The sequence below is a fragment of the Ideonella sp. genome (genome assembly GCF_035254525.1).
Taxonomy (GTDB): Bacteria; Pseudomonadota; Gammaproteobacteria; order Burkholderiales; family Burkholderiaceae_C; genus Ideonella.
Map to the genome: position 1 here is coordinate 22,061 of NZ_DATFAN010000075.1, position 18,800 is coordinate 40,860.

General features: G+C 70.8%; 19 protein-coding genes. 15 read left to right on the forward strand and 4 right to left on the reverse strand.

The features are described from left to right. Nucleotides 1-4: 4 nt before the first annotated feature. Nucleotides 5-1,795 carry a potassium-transporting ATPase subunit KdpA gene (kdpA, locus tag VJ693_RS07555; RefSeq protein ID WP_324152947.1) on the reverse strand — a complete coding sequence of 597 codons (1,791 nt, stop codon included), beginning with the start codon at nt 1,793-1,795 and terminating at the stop codon, nt 5-7. Then, complete coding sequence (gene kdpF, locus VJ693_RS07560; RefSeq protein ID WP_324152949.1) at nt 1,795-1,887, reverse strand: K(+)-transporting ATPase subunit F; 93 nt, start codon at nt 1,885-1,887, stop codon at nt 1,795-1,797. Before kdpF ends, kdpA begins: the two co-directional genes overlap by 1 nt. A gap of 305 nt (nt 1,888-2,192) precedes the next feature. Here kdpF and VJ693_RS07565 point away from each other — a divergent pair, with 305 nt between their 5' ends. The 5 genes from VJ693_RS07565 (at nt 2,193) to VJ693_RS07585 (ending at nt 8,045) form a co-directional block, all read left to right on the forward strand. Continuing rightward, nucleotides 2,193-2,576, forward strand: a complete 384-nt coding sequence (locus VJ693_RS07565) for a hypothetical protein (RefSeq protein ID WP_324152951.1) — start codon at nt 2,193-2,195, stop codon at nt 2,574-2,576. Between the two features lie 108 nt (nt 2,577-2,684). Beyond that, nucleotides 2,685-3,851 carry a substrate-binding domain-containing protein gene (locus VJ693_RS07570; protein ID WP_324152953.1) on the forward strand — a complete coding sequence of 389 codons (1,167 nt, stop codon included), beginning with the start codon at nt 2,685-2,687 and terminating at the stop codon, nt 3,849-3,851. Continuing rightward, the gene (locus VJ693_RS07575) at nt 3,848-5,821 is read left to right on the forward strand and encodes a sensor histidine kinase (protein ID WP_324152954.1); all 1,974 of its coding nucleotides are present in this window, start codon (nt 3,848-3,850) and stop codon (nt 5,819-5,821) included. Before VJ693_RS07570 ends, VJ693_RS07575 begins: the two co-directional genes overlap by 4 nt. Before the next feature lie 92 nt (nt 5,822-5,913). After that, on the forward strand, nt 5,914-6,591 hold the full coding sequence (locus VJ693_RS07580) for a protein-L-isoaspartate(D-aspartate) O-methyltransferase (protein ID WP_324152955.1): 678 nt from the start codon (nt 5,914-5,916) through the stop codon (nt 6,589-6,591). Between the two features lie 14 nt (nt 6,592-6,605). After that, nucleotides 6,606-8,045, forward strand: coding sequence for a cytochrome P450 (locus VJ693_RS07585; RefSeq protein ID WP_324152957.1), 1,440 nt, complete (start codon nt 6,606-6,608; stop codon nt 8,043-8,045). A gap of 3 nt (nt 8,046-8,048) precedes the next feature. Here VJ693_RS07585 and VJ693_RS07590 read toward each other — a convergent pair whose 3' ends face one another. Beyond that, complete coding sequence (locus VJ693_RS07590; RefSeq protein WP_324152959.1) at nt 8,049-8,354, reverse strand: antibiotic biosynthesis monooxygenase family protein; 306 nt, start codon at nt 8,352-8,354, stop codon at nt 8,049-8,051. A 438-nt stretch (nt 8,355-8,792) separates the two neighbouring features. Here VJ693_RS07590 and VJ693_RS07595 point away from each other — a divergent pair, with 438 nt between their 5' ends. From VJ693_RS07595 to VJ693_RS07640, 10 genes are all read left to right on the forward strand, one after another. After that, the gene (locus VJ693_RS07595; RefSeq protein ID WP_324152961.1) at nt 8,793-9,329 is read left to right on the forward strand and encodes a hypothetical protein; all 537 of its coding nucleotides are present in this window, start codon (nt 8,793-8,795) and stop codon (nt 9,327-9,329) included. Between the two features lie 62 nt (nt 9,330-9,391). Next, the gene (locus VJ693_RS07600) at nt 9,392-10,510 is read left to right on the forward strand and encodes a cytochrome c oxidase subunit II (RefSeq protein ID WP_324152963.1); all 1,119 of its coding nucleotides are present in this window, start codon (nt 9,392-9,394) and stop codon (nt 10,508-10,510) included. A 40-nt stretch (nt 10,511-10,550) separates the two neighbouring features. After that, a complete protein-coding gene (locus tag VJ693_RS07605; protein ID WP_324152965.1) occupies nt 10,551-12,296 on the forward strand; it encodes a cytochrome c oxidase subunit I in 1,746 nt (581 codons plus the stop codon). 10 nt (nt 12,297-12,306) lie between these two features. Further along, entirely contained in the window at nt 12,307-12,930 is a 624-nt protein-coding gene (locus tag VJ693_RS07610; protein WP_324152966.1) for a bb3-type cytochrome oxidase subunit III, read from the forward strand. Nucleotides 12,931-12,946: 16 nt separating this feature from the next. Beyond that, a complete protein-coding gene (locus VJ693_RS07615; RefSeq protein ID WP_324152967.1) occupies nt 12,947-13,690 on the forward strand; it encodes a heme-copper oxidase subunit III family protein in 744 nt (247 codons plus the stop codon). A gap of 9 nt (nt 13,691-13,699) precedes the next feature. Then, nucleotides 13,700-14,041: a cytochrome C oxidase subunit IV family protein gene (locus VJ693_RS07620; protein ID WP_324152969.1), complete on the forward strand. Its 342-nt coding sequence runs from the start codon at nt 13,700-13,702 to the stop codon at nt 14,039-14,041. 9 nt (nt 14,042-14,050) lie between these two features. After that, nucleotides 14,051-14,971, forward strand: coding sequence for a heme o synthase (gene cyoE / locus VJ693_RS07625; protein ID WP_414652239.1), 921 nt, complete (start codon nt 14,051-14,053; stop codon nt 14,969-14,971). Between the two features lie 106 nt (nt 14,972-15,077). Next, nucleotides 15,078-15,491 carry a hypothetical protein gene (locus VJ693_RS07630; protein ID WP_324152971.1) on the forward strand — a complete coding sequence of 138 codons (414 nt, stop codon included), beginning with the start codon at nt 15,078-15,080 and terminating at the stop codon, nt 15,489-15,491. Nucleotides 15,492-15,512: 21 nt separating this feature from the next. Further along, nucleotides 15,513-17,531: an AsmA family protein gene (locus VJ693_RS07635; protein WP_324153007.1), complete on the forward strand. Its 2,019-nt coding sequence runs from the start codon at nt 15,513-15,515 to the stop codon at nt 17,529-17,531. 144 nt (nt 17,532-17,675) lie between these two features. Further along, nucleotides 17,676-18,101, forward strand: coding sequence for a response regulator transcription factor (locus tag VJ693_RS07640; RefSeq protein WP_324152973.1), 426 nt, complete (start codon nt 17,676-17,678; stop codon nt 18,099-18,101). A gap of 7 nt (nt 18,102-18,108) precedes the next feature. Here VJ693_RS07640 and VJ693_RS07645 read toward each other — a convergent pair whose 3' ends face one another. Beyond that, entirely contained in the window at nt 18,109-18,741 is a 633-nt protein-coding gene (locus tag VJ693_RS07645) for a response regulator transcription factor (protein WP_324152975.1), read from the reverse strand. Between the last annotated feature and the right edge of the window lie 59 nt (nt 18,742-18,800).

Here is an 18,800-nt window from a genome sequence, read left to right on the forward strand (position 1 = left end):
GTGATCACTTCCAGAGCATCAGGTGCTCGACCACCGGGCCCAGCGCCAGCGCGGGAACGTAGTTCAGCAGGCCGACCAGCAGCACGGTGCCGATCAGCAGCGTGATGAACAGCGGGCCGTGGGTGGGCAGCGTGCCCGCGGTGACAGCCAGGCGCTTCTTCGCCGCCAGCGAGCCGGCGATGGCCAGCACGGGCACGATCACGCCGAAGCGGCCGAACCACATCGCGATGGCGAGCAGCACGTTGTAGAAGGGCGTGTTGGCCCCCAGGCCGCCGAAGGCGCTGCCGTTGTTGTTGGCGGCCGAGGACAGCGCGTACAACACCTCGCTGAAGCCATGCGCCCCGGGGTTGAAGATGGTCGCCCGGCCGTCCGCGCTCATCACCGCGATCGCTGTACCCACGAGCACCAGCAGCGGTGTCACGAGGATGGCGATCGAGACCATCTTCATCTCGTAGGCCTCGATCTTCTTGCCCAGGTACTCGGGCGTGCGGCCGATCATCAGGCCGGCGATGAAGACGGCCATGATCGCGAACACCAGCATGCCGTACAGGCCGGCGCCGACGCCGCCGAACACCACCTCGCCGAGTTGGATCAGCACCAGCGGCACCGCGCCACCGAGCGGCGTGAACGAGTCGTGCATGCCGTTGACCGCACCGCAGGAAGCGGCGGTGGTGATGGCCGCGAACAGGCCCGTGGCGCCGATGCCGAAGCGGGCCTCCTTGCCTTCCATGTTGCCGCCCGGCTGGGTGGCGCTCGCCGCCTGGTCGGCACCGAGCGAGGCCAGCACCGGGTTGCCCTGCTGCTCGAAGCTCATCGCGGCCATCGCCATCACGACGAACATGACCGCCATCGCGGCGATCACCGCGAGGCCTTGGCGCTGGTCGCCGACCATGCGGCCGAAGACGAAGCACAGCGCGGCCGGGATCGCGAAGATGCCGAGCATCTGCAGGAAGTTCGCCAGTGGCGTCGGGTTCTCGTACGGATGCGCCGAGTTGGCGTTCAGAATGCCGCCACCGTTGGTGCCGACCATCTTGATCGCGAGCTGCGAGGCCAGCGGGGCCATCGCCAGCGTCTGCGTGTCGCCGCGCTTGTCCTCCATCACCGGCTGGCCCTGGCCGTCCTTCAGCGCCTGGCCGTCGGCGCCGAGCCTGGGCTCCTGCCAGGCCTGCGTCTCGACGGTCCTGGCCTCGACGTAGGCGCCCAGGCTCTGGATCGCGCCCTGCTGGACCAGCACCAGCGCGAAGACGAACGAGATCGGCAGCAGGATCCACAGCGTCGCCCGGGTCAGGTCGGCCCAGACGTTGCCGATGGCCGAGGCGCTGTGGCGCGCGAAGCCGCGCACCAGCGCGATGACGACGACGATGCCGGTGGCGGCCGAGAGGAAGTTCTGCACCGCCAGGCCCAGCATCTGGGTCAGGTTGCTCATCGTCGTCTCGCCGCCGTAGCCCTGCCAGTTGGTGTTGGTGACGAAGCTGATCGCCGTGTTGAACGACGAGTCGGGCGTCACCGGGCCCATGCCCTGCGGGTTGAACGGGAGCATGCCTTGCAGGCGCTGCAGCGCATAGACCGCCAGCACGCCCAGCCCGTTGAAGATCAGCAGGCCGATCGTGTAGCGCAGCCAGCCCGATTCATGCTCGGGCTTGACGCCGGCCAGCCGATACAGCGGCGCCTCGATCTTCTTGCCGAGCTCGAAGCGGCCGGCCATCACCTTGTCGATCCACGTGGCCAGTGGCCAGGCGATCAGCGCCAGCACCACGAGATAGGCGACCAGCAGGCTCCAGGAGGACGCGGTCATCAGGAAAAGTCCTCCGGCCGCAGCAGCGCGGCAACGAGGTAGACGAACAGCCCGGCCGCCAGCACGGCGGCGATCACGGTCAGCGCGCTCATGACGGCTTGCGTGCGTGCATCAGGTGCGCGCAGCCCTTGGCCAGCCCGAACACGACGAACCAGAAAGCTGTCGCCAGGCACAGATAGATCAGATCCATGAGACCTCCTCGTCACAGTGGGAGGGATCGTACGAAGCACGGTGTCAAGTTGGCCGCAAGACTGGCCCGCGTGGCATCAAGAACGCATCAAGACACCGCTGGCGGTGGCCTGCCAGAGGCTGTTCCGTAAAGAGTCTTCACACCAGCCTCCACGCCGATGCGAGAATCTTCGCCTCGCGCCCCGTCACCACTCGCGCCACGCCCGCCGTGCCCAACATCACCCTCGCCCGCCGCCAGAACGCACTGGCGCTGTTCCAGCAGTTCGCCGAAGGCCGCATGCGCGCCGGCGAGCCGCCCAAGGGCCTGGAGCAGGCGTTTGCGCGGGCCCTGCAGGTCAGCCCCAGCATGTGGAGCCAGATCAAGTCGAGCCGCCCGATCGGCGACAAGCTGGCGCGGCAGATCGAGGCCGCCTGCGGCCTGCCGCGCGGCTGGCTGGACGACGAGCACGACACGCCCGGGCTGTCGCCCGCCGAATCGCAGTTCCTGGAGCTGGCTTTGCAGGCCTGGCGCGGCAGCAACGCGAACGGACGCCGGGCGCTGAAGTCGATGCTGAAACAGGCGCTCCAGGCGGCGCCGGCCAGCGCCGCCTGAGGCCCGCCGCCGGCTGACCCTGGTCGATTGCCACCGCGGGTGGCCGCTGATACCCTCATCTCGCGTTGGCGGCCCCCAGCAGTTCGGCGGCCGGGCGCAGGAGGTCGCATGCCGCTGGTCCGCCCTCGCCGTTCTGACGCCATTCCGGGTGCCGCTCGGGGTGCCGTCCTGGGTGCGGCCCTGTGCGCGCTGCAGCTGTCCGCGGCGAACGCCGGCGCCGCCGCCCCCGACCCGGGCATGCTGCAGCGTGCGGGCGAGATCGTCGCCCGCTACTCGGCCGCCGCGCCGGCCTGGGACGGGCCGTCGAGCGGGCCGCCGGGCCTGTCGGGCAAGACCCTGGTGGTGGTGGCCGACAACCTGCGCAACGGCGGTGTGATCGGCGTCGCGCAGGGCGTGCGCGAAGCCGCTCGCGAGCTGGGCTGGAAGGTCAAGCTGATCAACGCCTTCGGCCAGGATGGGGGCCGCGCTGCCGCGCTGGCCGCGGCCGTGGCGGCCCGGCCCGATGCCGTGGTGCTGGCGGGCCTGCCGGCGCAGCGCTTTCAGGCGGATCTCGCACCCTTCGCGGCCGGCGGCATCCCGGTGGTGGGCTGGCACGCCGGGCCCGAGCTCGGGGCGATTCCCGACACCCCGGTGGCGATGAACATCACCACCGAGCCGCTGGACGTGGCCCGCGCCGCCGCCAGCGTGGCGATCGTCGACGGCCAGGGCCGCGCCGGCGTGGTGATCTTCAGCGACTCGCGCATCGGCATCGCGTGGGCCAAGGCCCAGGCGATGGCCGAGGTGGTGCAGCAATGCGCGACCTGCCGCGTGCTCGAGGTGGTCGACCTGCCGCTGGCCTCGCCGGCCGAGCAGGTGGCCGCGGCCGGCCGGGCGCTGCTGGCCCGCCACGGGGCCGGGTGGACCCATGCGCTGGCGATCAACGACCTGTACTTCGACCACCTGGCGCCGATGTTCGCTGCGCTGCCCGAGGGCGCGCCGACGCCGTCGCTGGTGTCGGCCGGCGACGGCAGCGCCTCGGCCTTCATGCGCATCCGCGCCGGGTTGTTCCAGACCGCCACCGTGGCCGAGCCGCTGCTGATGCAGGGCTGGCAGGCGGTCGACGAAGTCAACCGGCTGCTCTCGCACCAGCCGCCCAGCCTGTACTTCGGGCGCCCGCGCCTGTTCACCGCCGCGAACCTGAACACCGATGGCGGGCCACGCCTGCGCTTCGACCCCGACAACGGCTACCGCGACGCCTACCGCCGCATCTGGCGCGGCGGGCGGGGGGCGCCATGAACACGCAGCGCGAGGCCGCCGAGCCGGGGCACAGCGGGCCCGGCTCGCTCAAGCGGCAGTTGGCGCAGAGCCTGCTGACCCTGCTGCTGCTGTTCGTGCTGATCTGCGCCGGCAGCCTGGTCGGGATCCACACGATCGAGCGCAACTTCCGCCGGCTGACCGACGAGCGCCTGGTCTTCGTGCAGGCCGCGCAGTCGCTGTCCTTGCAGGCCATGCGGCTGCAGGTCGACAGCGCCATCCTGCGGACCGCGCTGGACCCCCAGGAGTTGCAGGCCGCCTTCGCGCGCATCGAGGAAGGCCAGGGCGTGGTGGCCGAGCTGACGGTGCGGCTGGCCGCCAGCGACGACGCCGGCGTGCTGGACCTGCATAGCGCCAGCGACATGCTGCGCGCGGCGGCCTCCATCGCCGTGCAGCTGCGCCGGCGCCAGCTGCAGGGCGGGCAGGCCGACGCACCTCCCGCCGGCAACGGCAGCGGCGCCGATTCGGCGCGCTGGCGCGCCACCAGCGACGAGCTCAACCGCGCCACGATCGCCCTGGTGGAGGCGGCCCACCAGCAGGCGCAATGGCACACCCAGCGCTTCGGCGAGGCGATGGCCCGCCAGGCCCGGGCCTTGCGCGAGCAGGAGATCTGGTTCGCCGGACTGGCCCTGGCCACGCTGCTCGCCGGCGCGCTGATCGGCTACCTGTTCCTCGGCCGCCGCATCGTCAGGCGCCTGCTGATCGTCAGCCGGGCCTTGCAGAAATCGCCGGCGGACGCGCCCCGGCTGCCGCTGCCGGTGCACGGGCGCGACGAGATCGCCACGATGGCGCGCCGCGTCGAGAGCTTCCTCGGCGACCAGCAGGCCCTGATCGCGACGCGCCAGGCGCTGGAGGGCGAGCGCCTGCGGCTGGCCGCCATCATCGAGAACACGGCCGATGCGATCGTCGTCGCGCGCGACGATGCGGTGATCCAGGTGAACCCGGCCGCCGAGACGCTGTTCGGCCGGCCGCGCAGCGCGCTGGTGGGCTGCACGGTGGAAAGCCTGGTGCCCGGCCTGTCGCACTCGCCGGCACTGCGCAGCGGCATCACCGAAGAGCGGCAGGCGCTGACCAGCCACGGCGAGCTGCCGGTCGAGGTGTCGCACAGCGCGCTGTTGGCCAGCGGCGAGGCGCTGCGCGTGCTGGTGCTGCGCGACGCGACCATCCACCACCAGGCCGAGGCCTACCTGCGCAGCGCACGCGACGCGGCCGAGCAGGCGCGGCAGAGCCAGTCGCGTTTCCTGACCCATGTGACGCACGAGCTGCGCACGCCGCTGAACGGCGTGCTCGGCTTCGCCCAGATGCTGCAGCTCGACGAGACGCTGGCGCCCGCCCAGCGCCGCCATGTCGACAACATTGCGCGCTCCGGGAAGCACCTGCTGGAGCTGATCGAGGACCTGCTCGACCTGGCCCGCATCGAGGCCGGCCGGTTCGAGCTGGCGCCGCAGCGCGTGGTGCTGCGCGAGGCGATCGACGGCGTGATGGAAATGATCGCGCTGCGCGCGCGGGACCAAGGCGTGCAGCTGGAACAGGCCATCGCCCCTGGCACGCCCGACACCCTCGTGTGCGACCCGCGGCGCCTGCGCCAGGTGCTGATCAACCTGCTGGGCAACGCGGTGAAGTTCGCGCCCGGCGAGCAGGTGCGGCTGCAGGTGAGCAGCAGCTCGAACGACGGCCGCGAGGCGGTGCGCTTCGAGGTCAGCGACACCGGGCGCGGCATCGCGCCGGAGCACCAGGAGCGCATCTTCCAGCCCTTCGAGCAGGCCGGCGATGCGAAGGGCCACGTTGCCGGCACCGGCCTGGGCCTGGCCATCACCCGCGAGCTGGTCGCGCTGATGGGCGGCCGGCTCGGCCTGCGCAGCGGCGTGGGCCGCGGCAGCGTGTTCTGGTTCGAGCTGCCGGTCGCCGCCGCGCCGACCACCGGGAAGGCGCCGGCGCGGCCGGTGCGCTGATCCCCCTACCGCTGCGCTGGCGGCGCCGGCCGGGCCGGCGTAGCATTTCCAGGCACACCGAGGCGCCGCCCACTCTGGCGCGGCGAGGCGCCATGGACGATGACGACGACTATGCGCAAGCGCGTGCCAGCATGCTGGCCGAGATCACCGCGCTGGTGATCTTCAACTGCGGCCGCCTGGGCAAGGCGGCGCTGAATCGGCGCGTCCTGGAAGCCCTGGGCGAGGTGCCGCGGCACGCCTTCGTGCCGGCCGAGTTGCAGGCCTGCGCCTATGCCGACACCCCGCTGCCGATCGGCTGCGGCAAGACGATCTCGCAGCCCTTCATCGTCGCGGTGATGACCGACCTGCTCGACCCGCGCCCCAGCGACCGGGTGCTCGACATCGGCACCGGCCTGGGCTACCAGACGGCCATCCTCTCGCGCCTGGCCAAGCACGTCTACAGCGTCGAGCTGATCGAGGCGCTGGCGCTGGCCGCGCGGATGCGCCTGGCGCGGCTGGGCTGCACCAACGTCACGCTGCGGGTGGCCAACGGGCGCCAGGGCTGGCCCGAGCAGGCGCCGTTCGACAAGATCATCGTCAGCGCCGCGCCGCAGGAGGTGCCGCCCGCGCTGATCGACCAGCTCGCCCCTGGCGGCCGCATGGTCTTGCCGGCCGGCCCGCCGGACCACCAGCAGCTGCTGGTGCTCGACAAGGCGGCCGACGGCTCGGTGTCACAGCGCAAGGTCTTTGCCGTGCGCTTCTCGGTGCTCGAAGACACCGCCCCACGCTGACTCAGGGAGACCCCATGGACATCAGCCCACCCGTGCGGGCCGCACCGCGCCTGCGCCAGATCGCCGAGCTGCCCGGCCCGCGCGGCCTGCCTTGGCTGGGCAATGCGCTGCAGATCGAGCGCGAGCGTCTGCACCAGCAGGCCGAGGCCTGGGCCGAGGAATACGGCGAGGTCTACCGCTTCGCGCTGGGCGAGCGGCAGCTCGTCGTGCTGTCCAACCCCGAGGTGGTTGCCGCCGTGCTGCGCGACCGGCCCGACGGGTTCGCGCGCAGCACGCGCCTGGGGGACATCGCCCGTGAGTTCGGCTTCGACGGCGTGTTCACCGCCAACGGCCAGGCGTGGCGCCGCCAGCGGCCGATGGTGATGGCCGGGCTGGACCCGGCCCACATCAAGGCCTTCTTCCCGACGCTGGTGCGCGTGACCGAGCGCCTGATGGGCCGCTGGACGCGCGCCGCCGCGGCGGGGCAGGCCATCGACCTGCAGGGCGACCTGATGCGCTACACGGTCGACGTGACCGCGGGCCTGGCCTTCGGCACCGACATCAACACCGTCGAATCGGGCCAGGAGGTGATCCAGCAGCACCTCGACAAGATCCTGCCGGCGCTGTTTCGCCGGCTGGTGGCGCCGTTCCCCTACTGGCGCTGGGTGACGCTGCCGCAGGAGCGCGCCCTCGCCGGCCACCTGGCCGCTCTGCACACGGCCGTGCGCGGCTTCATCGACGCGGCGCGCGGCCGCCTGGCCGGACAGCCGGGCCTGCGCGAGCGGCCCCGCAACCTGATCGAGGCGATGCTCGTCGAGCGCGAGCGCGAGGGCAGCGCGCTGACCGATGCCGATGTGGTGGGCAACGTGCTGACGATGCTGCTGGCCGGCGAAGACACCACCGCCAACACGCTGGCCTGGCTGATCTGGCTGCTCAACGAGAACCCGACCGTCATCCTGCGCGCCGGCGCCGAGGTGCAGGCGGTGCTCGACGGCGGCACCCACCCGACGCAGTACGAGCAACTCGCCCGCTTCGACTACCTCGAGGCCTGCATCCACGAGACCATGCGCCTGAAGCCGGTGGCGCCGATCATGATCCTGCAGGCCGCGCAAGACCGCGAGCTGGCCGGCGTGGCCATCCCGGGCGGCACCCTGGTGATGTGCCTGATGCGCCCGGGCGCGGTCGCCGAGGCGAACTTCCCCGACGCGAAGGCCTTTCGGCCAGAGCGCTGGTTGGCGGGCGGCGGCCCGGCGCAGGCCGCGAGCTCCGCCAGGCGCGTGGCCATGCCCTTCGGCGCCGGCCCGCGCATCTGCCCGGGGCGCTACCTCGCGATGGCCGAGATGAAGATGGTCGCCGCGATGCTGCTCGCGTCGTTCCGCATCGATGCGGTCGACGCCCCCGGCGGCAAGGTGGCCGAAGAGCGCCTGGCCTTCACGATGTCGCCGGTGGGCTTGCGGATGCGCCTGGGGAAGTGAAGCTCACGGCTTGAGGTCGACCACCACTTCGCCGGAAACCGGGTCGGTCACGCCCAGGCCGCCGCCCAGGTCCTCCAGATCGTCACGGAAGGTGTCGAGCAAGCCGATCATCTTCGGTCGCGCGGCGACGATCGAATCGAACGAATCCCACTCGCCGACCATGCAGTAGGCACGCTCGCCGGTCTTCACCAGCGAGCCGCGCACAAAGCCCTTGAAGGTCGGGTCGGCCCGGCGGTGGGCCTCGATGAATGCCTCTTCGCGGCCCGGCTTGACACGGAACCGCACGACGTTGAACGCAGCTGCTGGCATGGCCACTCCTTTCGAGACGAGTCAAAGCGGCAGGAACTCTCGCCGCCAACGTTCGTCGACGGCGAGTCACCGCTCTTACGCCGATCGGGCGTGGCGGTCAATGCCGCGATCCGCAGGGTCGCGGCCCACCTCCCCTGGCGGTTCAGGGGGAGTAGTGGCCGCCTTGCCGGTGGCGCACAACAGGAGTAAAACCAACCTCAACGGTTGCATTCTTTCTTGCTCGCATCTTGGCAAGGGGGTGGTATGCGCAGGCTCACATGCCCGCTGCGAACCGAGCGACCCCGCATCGTCAGCGCGGTGCCGGGTCACCCGCAAAACGCTCCCTCACGCGGGGGCCGGTGCACTGTTGCGGCCGGGCTCCTCGACCTTGTCCTTGTCGGATCCTCTCCCGCCCTGCCCGGCCGCTGACGCGGCCGTTTTGCGTTCTTGGAGGTAACCATGGAACTGCGACTTCGCTTGCACCACTGGGAGGGCCGCTCGCCCGACCTGACGGCCGCCGCGGTGGCCGGCTTCGCGGCCGGCGCGGTGTTGATGGTGCTCGAGCTGGCCTGGGCCGCCGTGTTCCGCAGCGATGCGCTGTGGCGCATCCCGCAGCTGGTGGCGGCGCTGACGCTGGGGCCGTACACGACCCTGCATGCGCCGGCCCATGTGTTCGACCCGACGATCGTCGGCGTGGCGCTGCTCACGCACTACGCGCTGGGCATTGGCTTCGGCATCGTGCTGGGCGCGGTGATCGCCGGCTACCACTATGACAACGACGATGGCGGCGGCGTCTCGCTGCCGGTCATCGGCGCGCTGTTCGGCGCGGCGCTTTACGTCGTGAACTTCTATGGCCTGACCGAAGCCTGGGGCTGGTTCACCGAGATGCGCGCCTGGGGCACCTTCGTCGCGCACCTGGTGTTCGGCGTCACCGCGGCCGTGCTGTACGGCAGGCTCGCGCACGCCCGCCAGCGGCGGCACGCCGCGCGAAGCTGAACGGCGCCGGCGCCTGCCCACCGAGGCGCCGGCCGGACCCGCACGACCAGGAGGCCGAAGCCATGGGCGTTGCCATCGCGTTGCTGCTGATCGTCGTCGCCAGCGTCGTCTTCCACTGGCTGACGCCGTGGTGGCAGACGCCGCTCGCGTCGAACTGGAACCAGATGGACCAGACGCTGTCGATCACGATGGCGGTGACCGGCGCGTTCTTCATCGTCATCATGCTGTTCGTGGCCTACACGGTGTGGCGCTTCAAGCATCGACCGGGCAGCCAGCGCGCGGCCTACCAGCCCGACAACCGCAAGCTCGAGCACTGGCTGGTCGGCATCACCTCGGTGGGCATCGTCGCGCTGCTGGCGCCGGGGCTGAAGGTGTATGCCGACTACGTGCGCCCGCCGGCCGCCGCGATGCAGTTCGAGGTGCTGGGCCAGCAGTGGCAGTGGCGCTACCGCTTCGCGGGAGACGACGGCAAGCTCGGCGGCAGCGACGCGCGCTTTTTCAGCGCCGCCAACCCGTTCGCGCTCGACCCGGCCGATGCCGCCGGCCAGGACGACGTGATCGTCAACGGCAACGAGCTGCACCTGCCGCTGGACCTGCCGGTCAAGGTGCTGGCGCGCTCGCACGACGTGCTGCACGACTACTTCGTGCCCGAGTTCCGCGCCCGCATGAACATCGTGCCGGGCCAGATGAGCTGGTTCTGGTTCACGCCGACCAAGGCCGGCCGCTACGAGGCGATGTGCGCACAGCTGTGCGGTGTCGGCCACCCGGCGATGCACGGCCTGGTCGTCGTCGAGGACGAGGCCGCGTTCAAGGCCTGGCTGAAGCGGCAGACCACCTTCGGCGCCAGCCAGAAACCCGCGGCCGCCGCAGGCGCAGGCGCCAGCCTGGCCGACAAGGGTGCCGCCCTCGCGCAGGCCAAGGGCTGCACCGCCTGCCACACGGTGGACGGCGCGCCGGGTGTCGGCCCGACCTGGAAGGGCCTGTACGGCAAGACCGAGACCTTCGTCGACGGCTCGACCGCCAAGGTCGACGAAGCCTTCATCCGCGCCTTCATCAAGGACCCGAAGGCCCGCGCGATCAAGGGCTTCGCGCAGGTGATGCCGCCGATCCCGCTGGCCGACGACGAGATGGACGCGCTGGTGGCCTACATCAAGTCGCACGGCGCGGCGTCGCCGCAATAGCCGCAGCAGCCGCAGCAGCCGCAGCAACGAGGACAGCACGATGGCCTACGTCGACACCGAAGACCTTCACCACCACGAGCCGCAGAGTTTCATCACCAAGTACGTCTGGAGCCAGGACCACAAGGTGATCGCGCTGCAGTACGGCGGCACGGCCATCCTGGTCGGCCTGGTCGGGCTCGTGCTGTCGAACCTGATGCGGCTGCAGATCGGCTTCCCCGGCGTGTTCGAGTTCATCAACGCCGAGCGCTACTACCAGTTCGTCACCATGCACGGGATGATCATGGTGATCTACCTGCTGACGGCCCTGTTCCTGGGCGGCTTCGGCAACTACCTGATCCCGCTGATGATCGGCGCGCGGGACATGGTGTTCCCCTACATGAACATGCTGAGCTTCTGGGTCTACCTGCTCAGCGTGGTCGTGCTGATGATCAGCTTCTTCGTGCCGGGCGGGCCCACCGGCGCCGGCTGGACGCTTTACCCGCCGCAGGCCGTGCTGCCCGGCACGCCGGGGCACGACTGGGGCATCATCCTGATGCTGGTCTCGCTGGCGATCTTCATCGTCGCGACGACGATGGGCGGCCTGAACTACGTGACCACCGTGCTGCAGGCGCGCTGCGAGGGCATGACGCTGCTGCGCATGCCGCTGTCGGTCTGGGGCATCTTCGTCGCGACCGTGCTGGCGCTGTTGGCCTTCCCGGCGCTGTTCGTCTCGGCGGTGATGATGCTGCTGGACAAGACGCTGGGCACCAGCTTCTTCATGCCGGCGCTGGTGTCGATGGGCCAGGTCACCGGCTACAAGGGCGGCAGCCCGCTGCTGTTCCAGCACCTGTTCTGGTTCTTCGGCCACCCCGAGGTCTACATCGTCGCGCTGCCGGCCTTCGGCATCGTGTCGGACCTGATCAGCGTGCACGCGCGCAAGGCGATCTTCGGCTACCGCACGATGGTCTGGGCGATCGTCATCATCGGCGGGCTGAGCTTCGTCGTGTGGGCGCACCACATGTTCGTCTCGGGCATGAACCCGTGGTTCGGTTTCTTCTTCGCGACCAGCACGCTGATCATCGCCGTGCCCACCGCGATCAAGGTCTACAACTGGGTGCTCACGCTGTGGCGCGGCGACATCCACCTGACCGTGCCGATGCTGTTCACGCTGGCCTTCCTGCTCACCTTCCTGGCCGGCGGGCTGACGGGGCTGTTCCTCGGCAACGTCAGCGTCGACATCCCGCTGTCGGGCACCTATTTCGTCGTCGCCCACTTCCACATGGTGATGGGCGTGGCGCCGCTGCTGGTCGTGTTCGGCGCGATCTACCACTGGTACCCGAAGATCACCGGCCGCATGCTCGACGACCGGCTGGGCACGTTCCACTTCTGGGTCACGTTCCTCGGCACCTACCTGATCTACTTCCCGATGCACTACCTGGGTGTGCTGGGCATGCCGCGGCGCTACTACAACTACGAGGGCTACCAGTTCATCCCGCCCTCGGCGCATGCGCTGAACGAGTTCATCACCGTGGTCGCGCTGTTCGTCGGCGCGGTGCAGATGGTGTTCGTGTTCAACCTGCTGTGGAGCCTGCGCCACGGGCAGAAGGCGCCGTCGAACCCATGGCGGGCCGCCTCGCTCGAATGGTTCACGCCCGACACGCCGCCGAAACACCTGAACTGGGGGCCGACGCTGCCCACCGTGCACCGCTGGGCCTATGCCTACAACATGCCGGGCGGCAAGGAAGACTTCATCCCGCAGAACGCGCCGGCGTCCGCGGGCGGCACCGAACCCTCCCAGGAACATTGAGGGCAACGCCATGAACACCCACGCCCTGTCCCAGGCCGAAGCCGGCGGCGAGCCCCACCATGCGCGGGCCGCCGGCACCGCGTTGTGGCTGTTCATGGGCGTCGCGACCACCTTGTTCTCGCTGTTCATCGTGGCTTATGCGATGCGCATGCTGGATGCGCCGGACTGGTCGCCGATCACGCTGCCGCCGCAGCTGTGGCTGTCGACGGCGCTGCTCATCGCCGGCAGCGTGCTGATGCAGCGCGCCGGTGCCCTGGCCCTGGCCGGCAAGCCGGCAGCGATGCGCGCGATGCTGGTGGGCGGCGGCGCCGCGGCCGCCGCCTTCGTCGGCTCGCAGCTGTGGGGCTGGCAGTTGCTGATCGACCAGCGCGTGATGCTCGGCGCCAACCCGGCGGCGAGCTTCTTCTACGTGCTGACCGCGCTGCATGGCCTGCACGTGCTGGGCGGCCTGGTGGCCTGGAGTGTCGCGGCGCAGGCCTTGTCGCAGCCGGCGGCCGAGTTGCCGGGCAGCGCCTGGCGCATCGTGCTGTGCGGGCGTTACTGGCACTTCCTGCTGGTGGTCTGGGTCGCGCTGTTCGCGGCGCTCGCGTTGTTGACGCCCGAAGTCGTTCGTTTCATCTGCGGCCGCGGATGACAACCGGAGAGATGCCATGGCCGACATCCCGCTGAATTCGCCGAGCGCCGTGCCAGGCGGGCGCAGCGCCACACCGGCAGCGGCCGCCCCCACCGGCGCGCAGCCCGCCGGCTGGCGCGGCCTGGTGGCCGACTGGTCGGGCGACCAGCAGACCTTCCAGGTCGCCTGGGGCAAGGCGATGATGTGGATCTTCCTGCTGTCCGACACCTTCATCTTCGGCTCGTTCCTCACGGGCTACATGACGGTGCGCACCTCGACCACCGTGCCGTGGCCGAACCCGAGCGAGGTCTTCTCGCTCGACATCGGCGGCAAGCCGGTGCCGCTGCTGCTGATCGCGGTGATGACCTTCATCCTGATCAGCTCGAGCGGCACGATGGCGATGGCGGTCAACTGCGCCTACCGGCGCGACAAGGCCACGGCCGCCAAGCTGATGTTCGCCACTGCCGCCTTCGGCGCCACCTTCGTCGGCATGCAGGCCTTCGAGTGGAGCAAGCTGATCCTCGAGGAGGGCGTGCGGCCCTGGGGCAACCCGATGGGCGCGGCGCAGTTCGGCTCGACCTTCTTCATGATCACCGGCTTCCACGGGCTGCACGTGACGGCCGGCGTGATCTATCTGTCGGTCGTCGCAACCAGGCTGCTCAACGGCTTCTACGACAAGCACAAGGGCGGCAACTACCAGATCGTCGAGATCGCCGGCCTGTACTGGCACTTCGTCGACCTGGTCTGGGTCTTCATCTTCGCCCTGTTCTACCTCTGGTAAGGAGTCGCCATGGAGCATGTCGCCCAACCCGGCGCCGCGCCGGTCCAGCACGCGCAACAGCACCCGATCAGCCTGTACTTCAAGATCTGGGGCCTGCTGTTCGTGCTGTCCACGCTGTCATACCTGGTGGACTACTTCCACCTGCAAGGCGGCCTGCGCTGGACGCTGATCCTCGTGTTCATGATGCTCAAGGCCGGCCTGATCGTCGCCGTCTTCATGCACATGGCCTGGGAGCGGCTGGCGCTGATCTGCGCGATCCTGCTGCCGCCAGCGCTGCTGATGGTGCTGGTCGGGCTGATGGCCTCCGAAGGGCACTATGTCAACCTGACCCGGATGCTGTTCTTCCGTTAGGAGCCGATCATCGCCAACGAACTCAGCCTGCCGGCTGGCCGACGCGCGCCCTGGCGCAACTACCTGGAGCTGACCAAGCCGCGCGTCGTCGCGCTGATGCTGTTCACCGCCGTCGTCGGCATGCTGCTGGCGAGCCCGGTCGCACCGCCCTGGGCCGTGCTGGCCTTCGGCTCGGCCGGCATCGCGCTGGTCGCCGGCAGCGCGGCCGCGCTGAACCACCTGGTCGACCAGCGCATCGACGCGGTGATGGCCCGCACCCGCGGCCGCCCGCTGCCGCGCGGGGCGCTCGGCACGCCGCAGGTGGCGCTGTTCGCCGCCGCCATCGGGCTGGCCGGCACGGCCTTGCTGCTCGTCTTCACCAACCCGCTGTGCGCCGCGCTGACGGTGGGCTCGCTGATCGGCTACGCCGGCGTCTACAGCCTGTTCCTGAAGCACCGCACGCCGCAGAACATCGTGATCGGCGGTGCGGCCGGCGCGGCGCCGCCGCTGCTGGGCTGGGTGGCGGTCAGCGGCCACATCGACCCCGGCGCGCTGCTGCTGTTCCTGGTCATCTTCGTCTGGACACCGGCGCACTTCTGGGCCCTGGCGATCCACCGGCGGGACGATTACGCCCGCGCCGGCGTGCCGATGCTGCCGGTGACCCACGGCGTGCCCTTCACCGCCGCGCGGGTGCTGCAGTACGCGCTGGCGCTGCTGGCGCTCACGCTGCTGCCGCTGCCCATCGGGCTGGTCGGCGGCCCCGGCGGCTGGCTTTACACGCTGGGCGCCGCGGGCTTCGGTGGGCGTTTCGTCTGGTACGCGTGGCGGCTGCGCCAGGATCCGGCGCGCTGGGCGATGCCGACCTTCCGATTCTCGATCGTCGATCTGTTCGCGCTGTTCGCGCTGCTGCTGGCCGAGCACTACCTGACGCTCGCGCTGGCCGCGCTGTAGGCGATTGCCTGCACGGCGAGCGGGCGCTGTCCGATAGGACGCGCGCCGCGCCGCTTCGATGATGGCCGACATGGCACTGCTTGCGACAGCCCGAAAGGAACGCACCATGTTCAAGGCCTCCGTGATCGCCCTGTCACTGCTCGCGCCGTTGGCGGCCTCGCTGCCGCTGCCGGCCTCGGCCGCGGTCGACATCGGCGTGGCCATCCGCATCCCGCCGCCAGCCCCTCGCTACGAGGTGGTGCCGGCCCCGCGGCCCGGCTTCGTCTGGGTGCCGGGCTACTGGGCCTGGCGCGGCAACCAGCATGTCTGGATCGGCGGCACCTGGGTGGCCGGCCGCCCCGGCTACGTCTACAACCACCCGCACTGGGTCGAGCGCAACGGCCAGTGGTACTTCACCGGTGGCCACTGGGCCCGGCACGACAAGGACCGGGACGGCGTGCCCAACGCACGCGACAGCGACCGCGACGGCGACGGCGTTCCCAACTGGGTCGACCGGCACCCCAATTCGACCGGGCGTTGACGCGGTGGCGTCCGGGCCGTGATGCCGCCCCTGGCCAGACGACTGCTGTGGCCGCTGGGCGCGCTGGCGCTGCTGCTGGCCGCCTTCGGCATCGGCGAGGCCAGCGGCTGGCGCTTCCTGGCCGGGCCGGCCGAGCGCTGGGCCGGCCGCCACCTGGACCGCGAGGTCCACTTCGGCGGCAGTGCCGGCCGGGCCGGCGATCCTGGGTTCCGGCTCTCGCTGCTCGGCCACGTGCGGCTTCGACTCGCCGAGCTGCGGGTGGCCAACCCCGCGTGGAGCCAGCTCGGGCCGATGGTGCAGGCGCGCCAGGTCGAGTTGCGCCTGCGCTGGCGCGATCTGATGGCCGCCCGCGATGGCCAGCCGCTGACGCTGCAATGGCTGCAGGCCGACGGGCTGGAGCTGCAGATCGAGCGGCACGCCGACGGCCGCGCGAGCTGGCAGTTCGGCCGCCGCACCGCGGCCGAGACCGGCGCTGCGCCCGCCATCAACGGCGTGCACTTCGAGACCCTGCAGGTCCGTGACGGCCGGCTGACGCTGCGCGATGCGCCGACCGCGCTGCGCCTGGACGGCCAGTTCGGCTACCTGCCCGACGCGTGGCAGGGCCAGCAGCCCGGCTGGGTCGGCGAGGCCCGGGGCGCCTATGGCCCCTGGCCGGTCGAGCTGAAGCTGCGCACCGGCAGCGTGCTGCCCGAGGTGGCCAGCCTGCAGGCCAGCGAGGTGCCGGTGGTGCTGACCGGCGGTGCCGGCACGGCGCGCCTGAGCTTCGACGGCATGGTGCACGACCTGCTGGGCCAGCCCCGCTTCAAGGGCCGCTACGTGCTCGGCGGGCCGTCGCTGGCGGCCGTCGGCGAGCCGCTGGGCATCACTCTGCCGACGACACCGCCGTTCACGATGCAAGGCGAGATCGAGCGCGACGGACCGCGCTGGGCGACGCGCGTGCAGTCGGCGCGCATCGGCCGCAGCCAGCTCGCAGGCGAGTTCGAGTTCCGCCGCCCCGCTGGCGCGCTGCCCTCCTTGAGCGGCGAGCTGCGCGGGCCGGTGCTGTGGCTGCAGGACCTGGGCCCCGCGATCGGCACGCGCGCCAAGCCCACGCTCGGCACGCCCGCGCTGCCGCCGCCGGCGCACGCGCCCGAGCGCGTGCTGCCCGACCGCCCGCTGGACCTGCCCTCGCTGTCGGTCATGCAGGCCGACGTGCGCATCCGGCTCGACCGGCTCGAGCTCGGCCACCCACGGCTGCAATCGGCCCAGCCGCTGCGGGCGCACCTGACGCTGAACGACGGCGTGCTGACGATCGAGGACCTCGACGCCACGCTGGCCAGGGGGCGGCTGTGGGGCCGCGTGCAGCTCGACGGCCGCCAGCCGCGCGCGCTGTGGAACGTGGACCTGAGCGCCAGCGGCCTGCGGCTCGAGCAGTGGATCGCCCAGCAGCGCCCCGCGGGCCAGCCGCCCTACGTCACCGGCGAGCTGGCCGGCCGCTTCCAGCTCCAGGGCCGCGGCCGCTCGGTGGCCGAGCTGCTCGGCGCGTCCAACGGCAACGCGCACCTGCTGTGGAGCGACGGCACGGTGTCGCACCTGGCGATCGAGGCCGCCGGCATCGACATCGCCGAGGTGCTCGGCCTGATGCTGCGCGGCGACGACACGCTGCCCGTGCGCTGCGGGGCGGCCGACCTGGCCGTGCGCGCCGGCCAGGTGGAGCCGCGCCTGCTGGTCGTCGATACGCCGGATTCGACGGTCTGGGGCAGCGGCAGCGTCTCGCTCGCCGACGAGCGGCTGGACCTGCTGGCCCGCGTGGCGCCCAAGGACATGAGCCCGCTCGCGCTGCGCACGCCGCTGCGCGTGCGCGGGACCCTGAGCGACCCGCGCGTCTCGCTCGACAAGGGCCCGTTGGCCCGGCGCGCCGTGCCCGCCGTGCTGCTCGGGCTGCTGAACCCGCTGGCCGCATTGCTGCCGCTGGTCGACACCGGCAGCCGCGAGGCGGCCGAACAGCACCTGGCGGGCTGCCACCGGCTGGTCGCGGAACGGGCCAAGACCAGGCGCTGAACCCACCCGAGGCCGCACCGATCGACGCCAGCGTAGGATTCCTCCGACACGAAACACCTCGTTGCACGTACGCCGGCGTCTTCACCGCACCGCAATAATTTGGCTCAGTCCGCTCGAACCCCCGCGCCTCCCGCGCATTGCCGCATGAACCCGCTTTCGCTCACCAGCACCGACCCGTCGAAGAACCCGCTCAGGTGCTTCCTGGTCGAGGACAGCGCGGTCATAAGGCAGAACCTCGTCGCCACGCTCGAGGAGCTGCTCGCCGTGCAGGTCGTCGGCACCGCCGAGGACGAGCGCAGCGCGCTCGACTGGCTGCGCACCAGCCCCGAGCCCTGCGACCTGATGATCATCGACATCTTCCTGCGCCAGGGCACCGGGCTGGAGGTGCTGCGCCAGGCGCACGCGCTGCGGCCCGACGCGCGGCTGGTCGTGTTGAGCAACTTCGCGACCGCCGACATGCGCAAGCGCTGCGCCCAGCTCGGCGCCGACCGCGTGTTCGACAAGTCGGCCGAGCTCGAGGAGTTGCTGGCCTACTGCGAAGAACTGGGCAAGCCGCTTGCCCGGTCCTGACGTGGCCTCATTGAATCAAGCCGTTCTTCAGCGCGTAGTAGGTCAGGTCGCTGTTGGACGACAGCTTCATCTTTTCCATCACGCGGGTGCGGTAGGTCGACACCGTCTTCACGCTCAGCGCCATCGAATCGGCCATGTGGCCGATCGTCTCGCCCTTGGCCAGGCGCAGGAAGACCTGGAACTCGCGCTCCGACAGCTGCTCGTGCGGCAGCTTGTCGGGGTTGCCGCCGAGCCCGTCGGCCAGCAGCTCGGCCACGGCGGCGGTGATGTACTTGCGGCCGCGGTAGACGGTGCGGATCGCGGTGACGATCTCCTCCGGGTCGCACTCCTTGTTCAGGTAGCCGCTCGCCCCCTGGCGCAGCAGCGTGGTCGCGTAGTGCGTTTCCGGAAAGCCCGAGAGAATCAGCACCGGCAGGTTCGGCTCGCGCGCCTTGATCGCGGCCAGCGCGTCGACCCCGCTCTGGTCGGGCATCGACAGGTCCATCACCAGCACGTCGACCTCGCCGGCACGCACGAGGTTCAGCGCCTCGCGGCCGTTGGCCGCCTCGCCGGTCACCCGCAGATCGACCTGCTCCGACAAGAACTGGCGCAGGCCGGTGCGCACGATCACATGGTCATCGACAATTCCTACCCGGATCATGGCGTGTCCATCATGGGTTGCAACATCGCGCTGGGAGTGTAGGCCGTGCTACCCCGCCT

What these genes read in the sequence shown, in the direction of transcription:
- VJ693_RS07645 (WP_324152975.1), bottom strand. Translation starts at nt 18,741, where the DNA reads ATGATCCGGGTAGGAATTGTCGATGACCATGTGATCGTGCGCACCGGC.
- VJ693_RS07600 (WP_324152963.1), top strand. Translation starts at nt 9,392, where the DNA reads ATGGGCGTTGCCATCGCGTTGCTGCTGATCGTCGTCGCCAGCGTCGTC.
- VJ693_RS07580 (WP_324152955.1), top strand. Translation starts at nt 5,914, where the DNA reads ATGGACGATGACGACGACTATGCGCAAGCGCGTGCCAGCATGCTGGCC.
- VJ693_RS07620 (WP_324152969.1), top strand. Translation starts at nt 13,700, where the DNA reads ATGGAGCATGTCGCCCAACCCGGCGCCGCGCCGGTCCAGCACGCGCAA.
- kdpF (WP_324152949.1), bottom strand. Translation starts at nt 1,887, where the DNA reads ATGAGCGCGCTGACCGTGATCGCCGCCGTGCTGGCGGCCGGGCTGTTC.
- VJ693_RS07630 (WP_324152971.1), top strand. Translation starts at nt 15,078, where the DNA reads ATGTTCAAGGCCTCCGTGATCGCCCTGTCACTGCTCGCGCCGTTGGCG.
- VJ693_RS07585 (WP_324152957.1), top strand. Translation starts at nt 6,606, where the DNA reads ATGGACATCAGCCCACCCGTGCGGGCCGCACCGCGCCTGCGCCAGATC.
- VJ693_RS07570 (WP_324152953.1), top strand. Translation starts at nt 2,685, where the DNA reads ATGCCGCTGGTCCGCCCTCGCCGTTCTGACGCCATTCCGGGTGCCGCT.
- VJ693_RS07595 (WP_324152961.1), top strand. Translation starts at nt 8,793, where the DNA reads ATGGAACTGCGACTTCGCTTGCACCACTGGGAGGGCCGCTCGCCCGAC.
- VJ693_RS07615 (WP_324152967.1), top strand. Translation starts at nt 12,947, where the DNA reads ATGGCCGACATCCCGCTGAATTCGCCGAGCGCCGTGCCAGGCGGGCGC.
- VJ693_RS07605 (WP_324152965.1), top strand. Translation starts at nt 10,551, where the DNA reads ATGGCCTACGTCGACACCGAAGACCTTCACCACCACGAGCCGCAGAGT.
- VJ693_RS07640 (WP_324152973.1), top strand. Translation starts at nt 17,676, where the DNA reads ATGAACCCGCTTTCGCTCACCAGCACCGACCCGTCGAAGAACCCGCTC.
- VJ693_RS07575 (WP_324152954.1), top strand. Translation starts at nt 3,848, where the DNA reads ATGAACACGCAGCGCGAGGCCGCCGAGCCGGGGCACAGCGGGCCCGGC.
- kdpA (WP_324152947.1), bottom strand. Translation starts at nt 1,795, where the DNA reads ATGACCGCGTCCTCCTGGAGCCTGCTGGTCGCCTATCTCGTGGTGCTG.
- VJ693_RS07635 (WP_324153007.1), top strand. Translation starts at nt 15,513, where the DNA reads ATGCCGCCCCTGGCCAGACGACTGCTGTGGCCGCTGGGCGCGCTGGCG.
- VJ693_RS07610 (WP_324152966.1), top strand. Translation starts at nt 12,307, where the DNA reads ATGAACACCCACGCCCTGTCCCAGGCCGAAGCCGGCGGCGAGCCCCAC.
- VJ693_RS07590 (WP_324152959.1), bottom strand. Translation starts at nt 8,354, where the DNA reads ATGCCAGCAGCTGCGTTCAACGTCGTGCGGTTCCGTGTCAAGCCGGGC.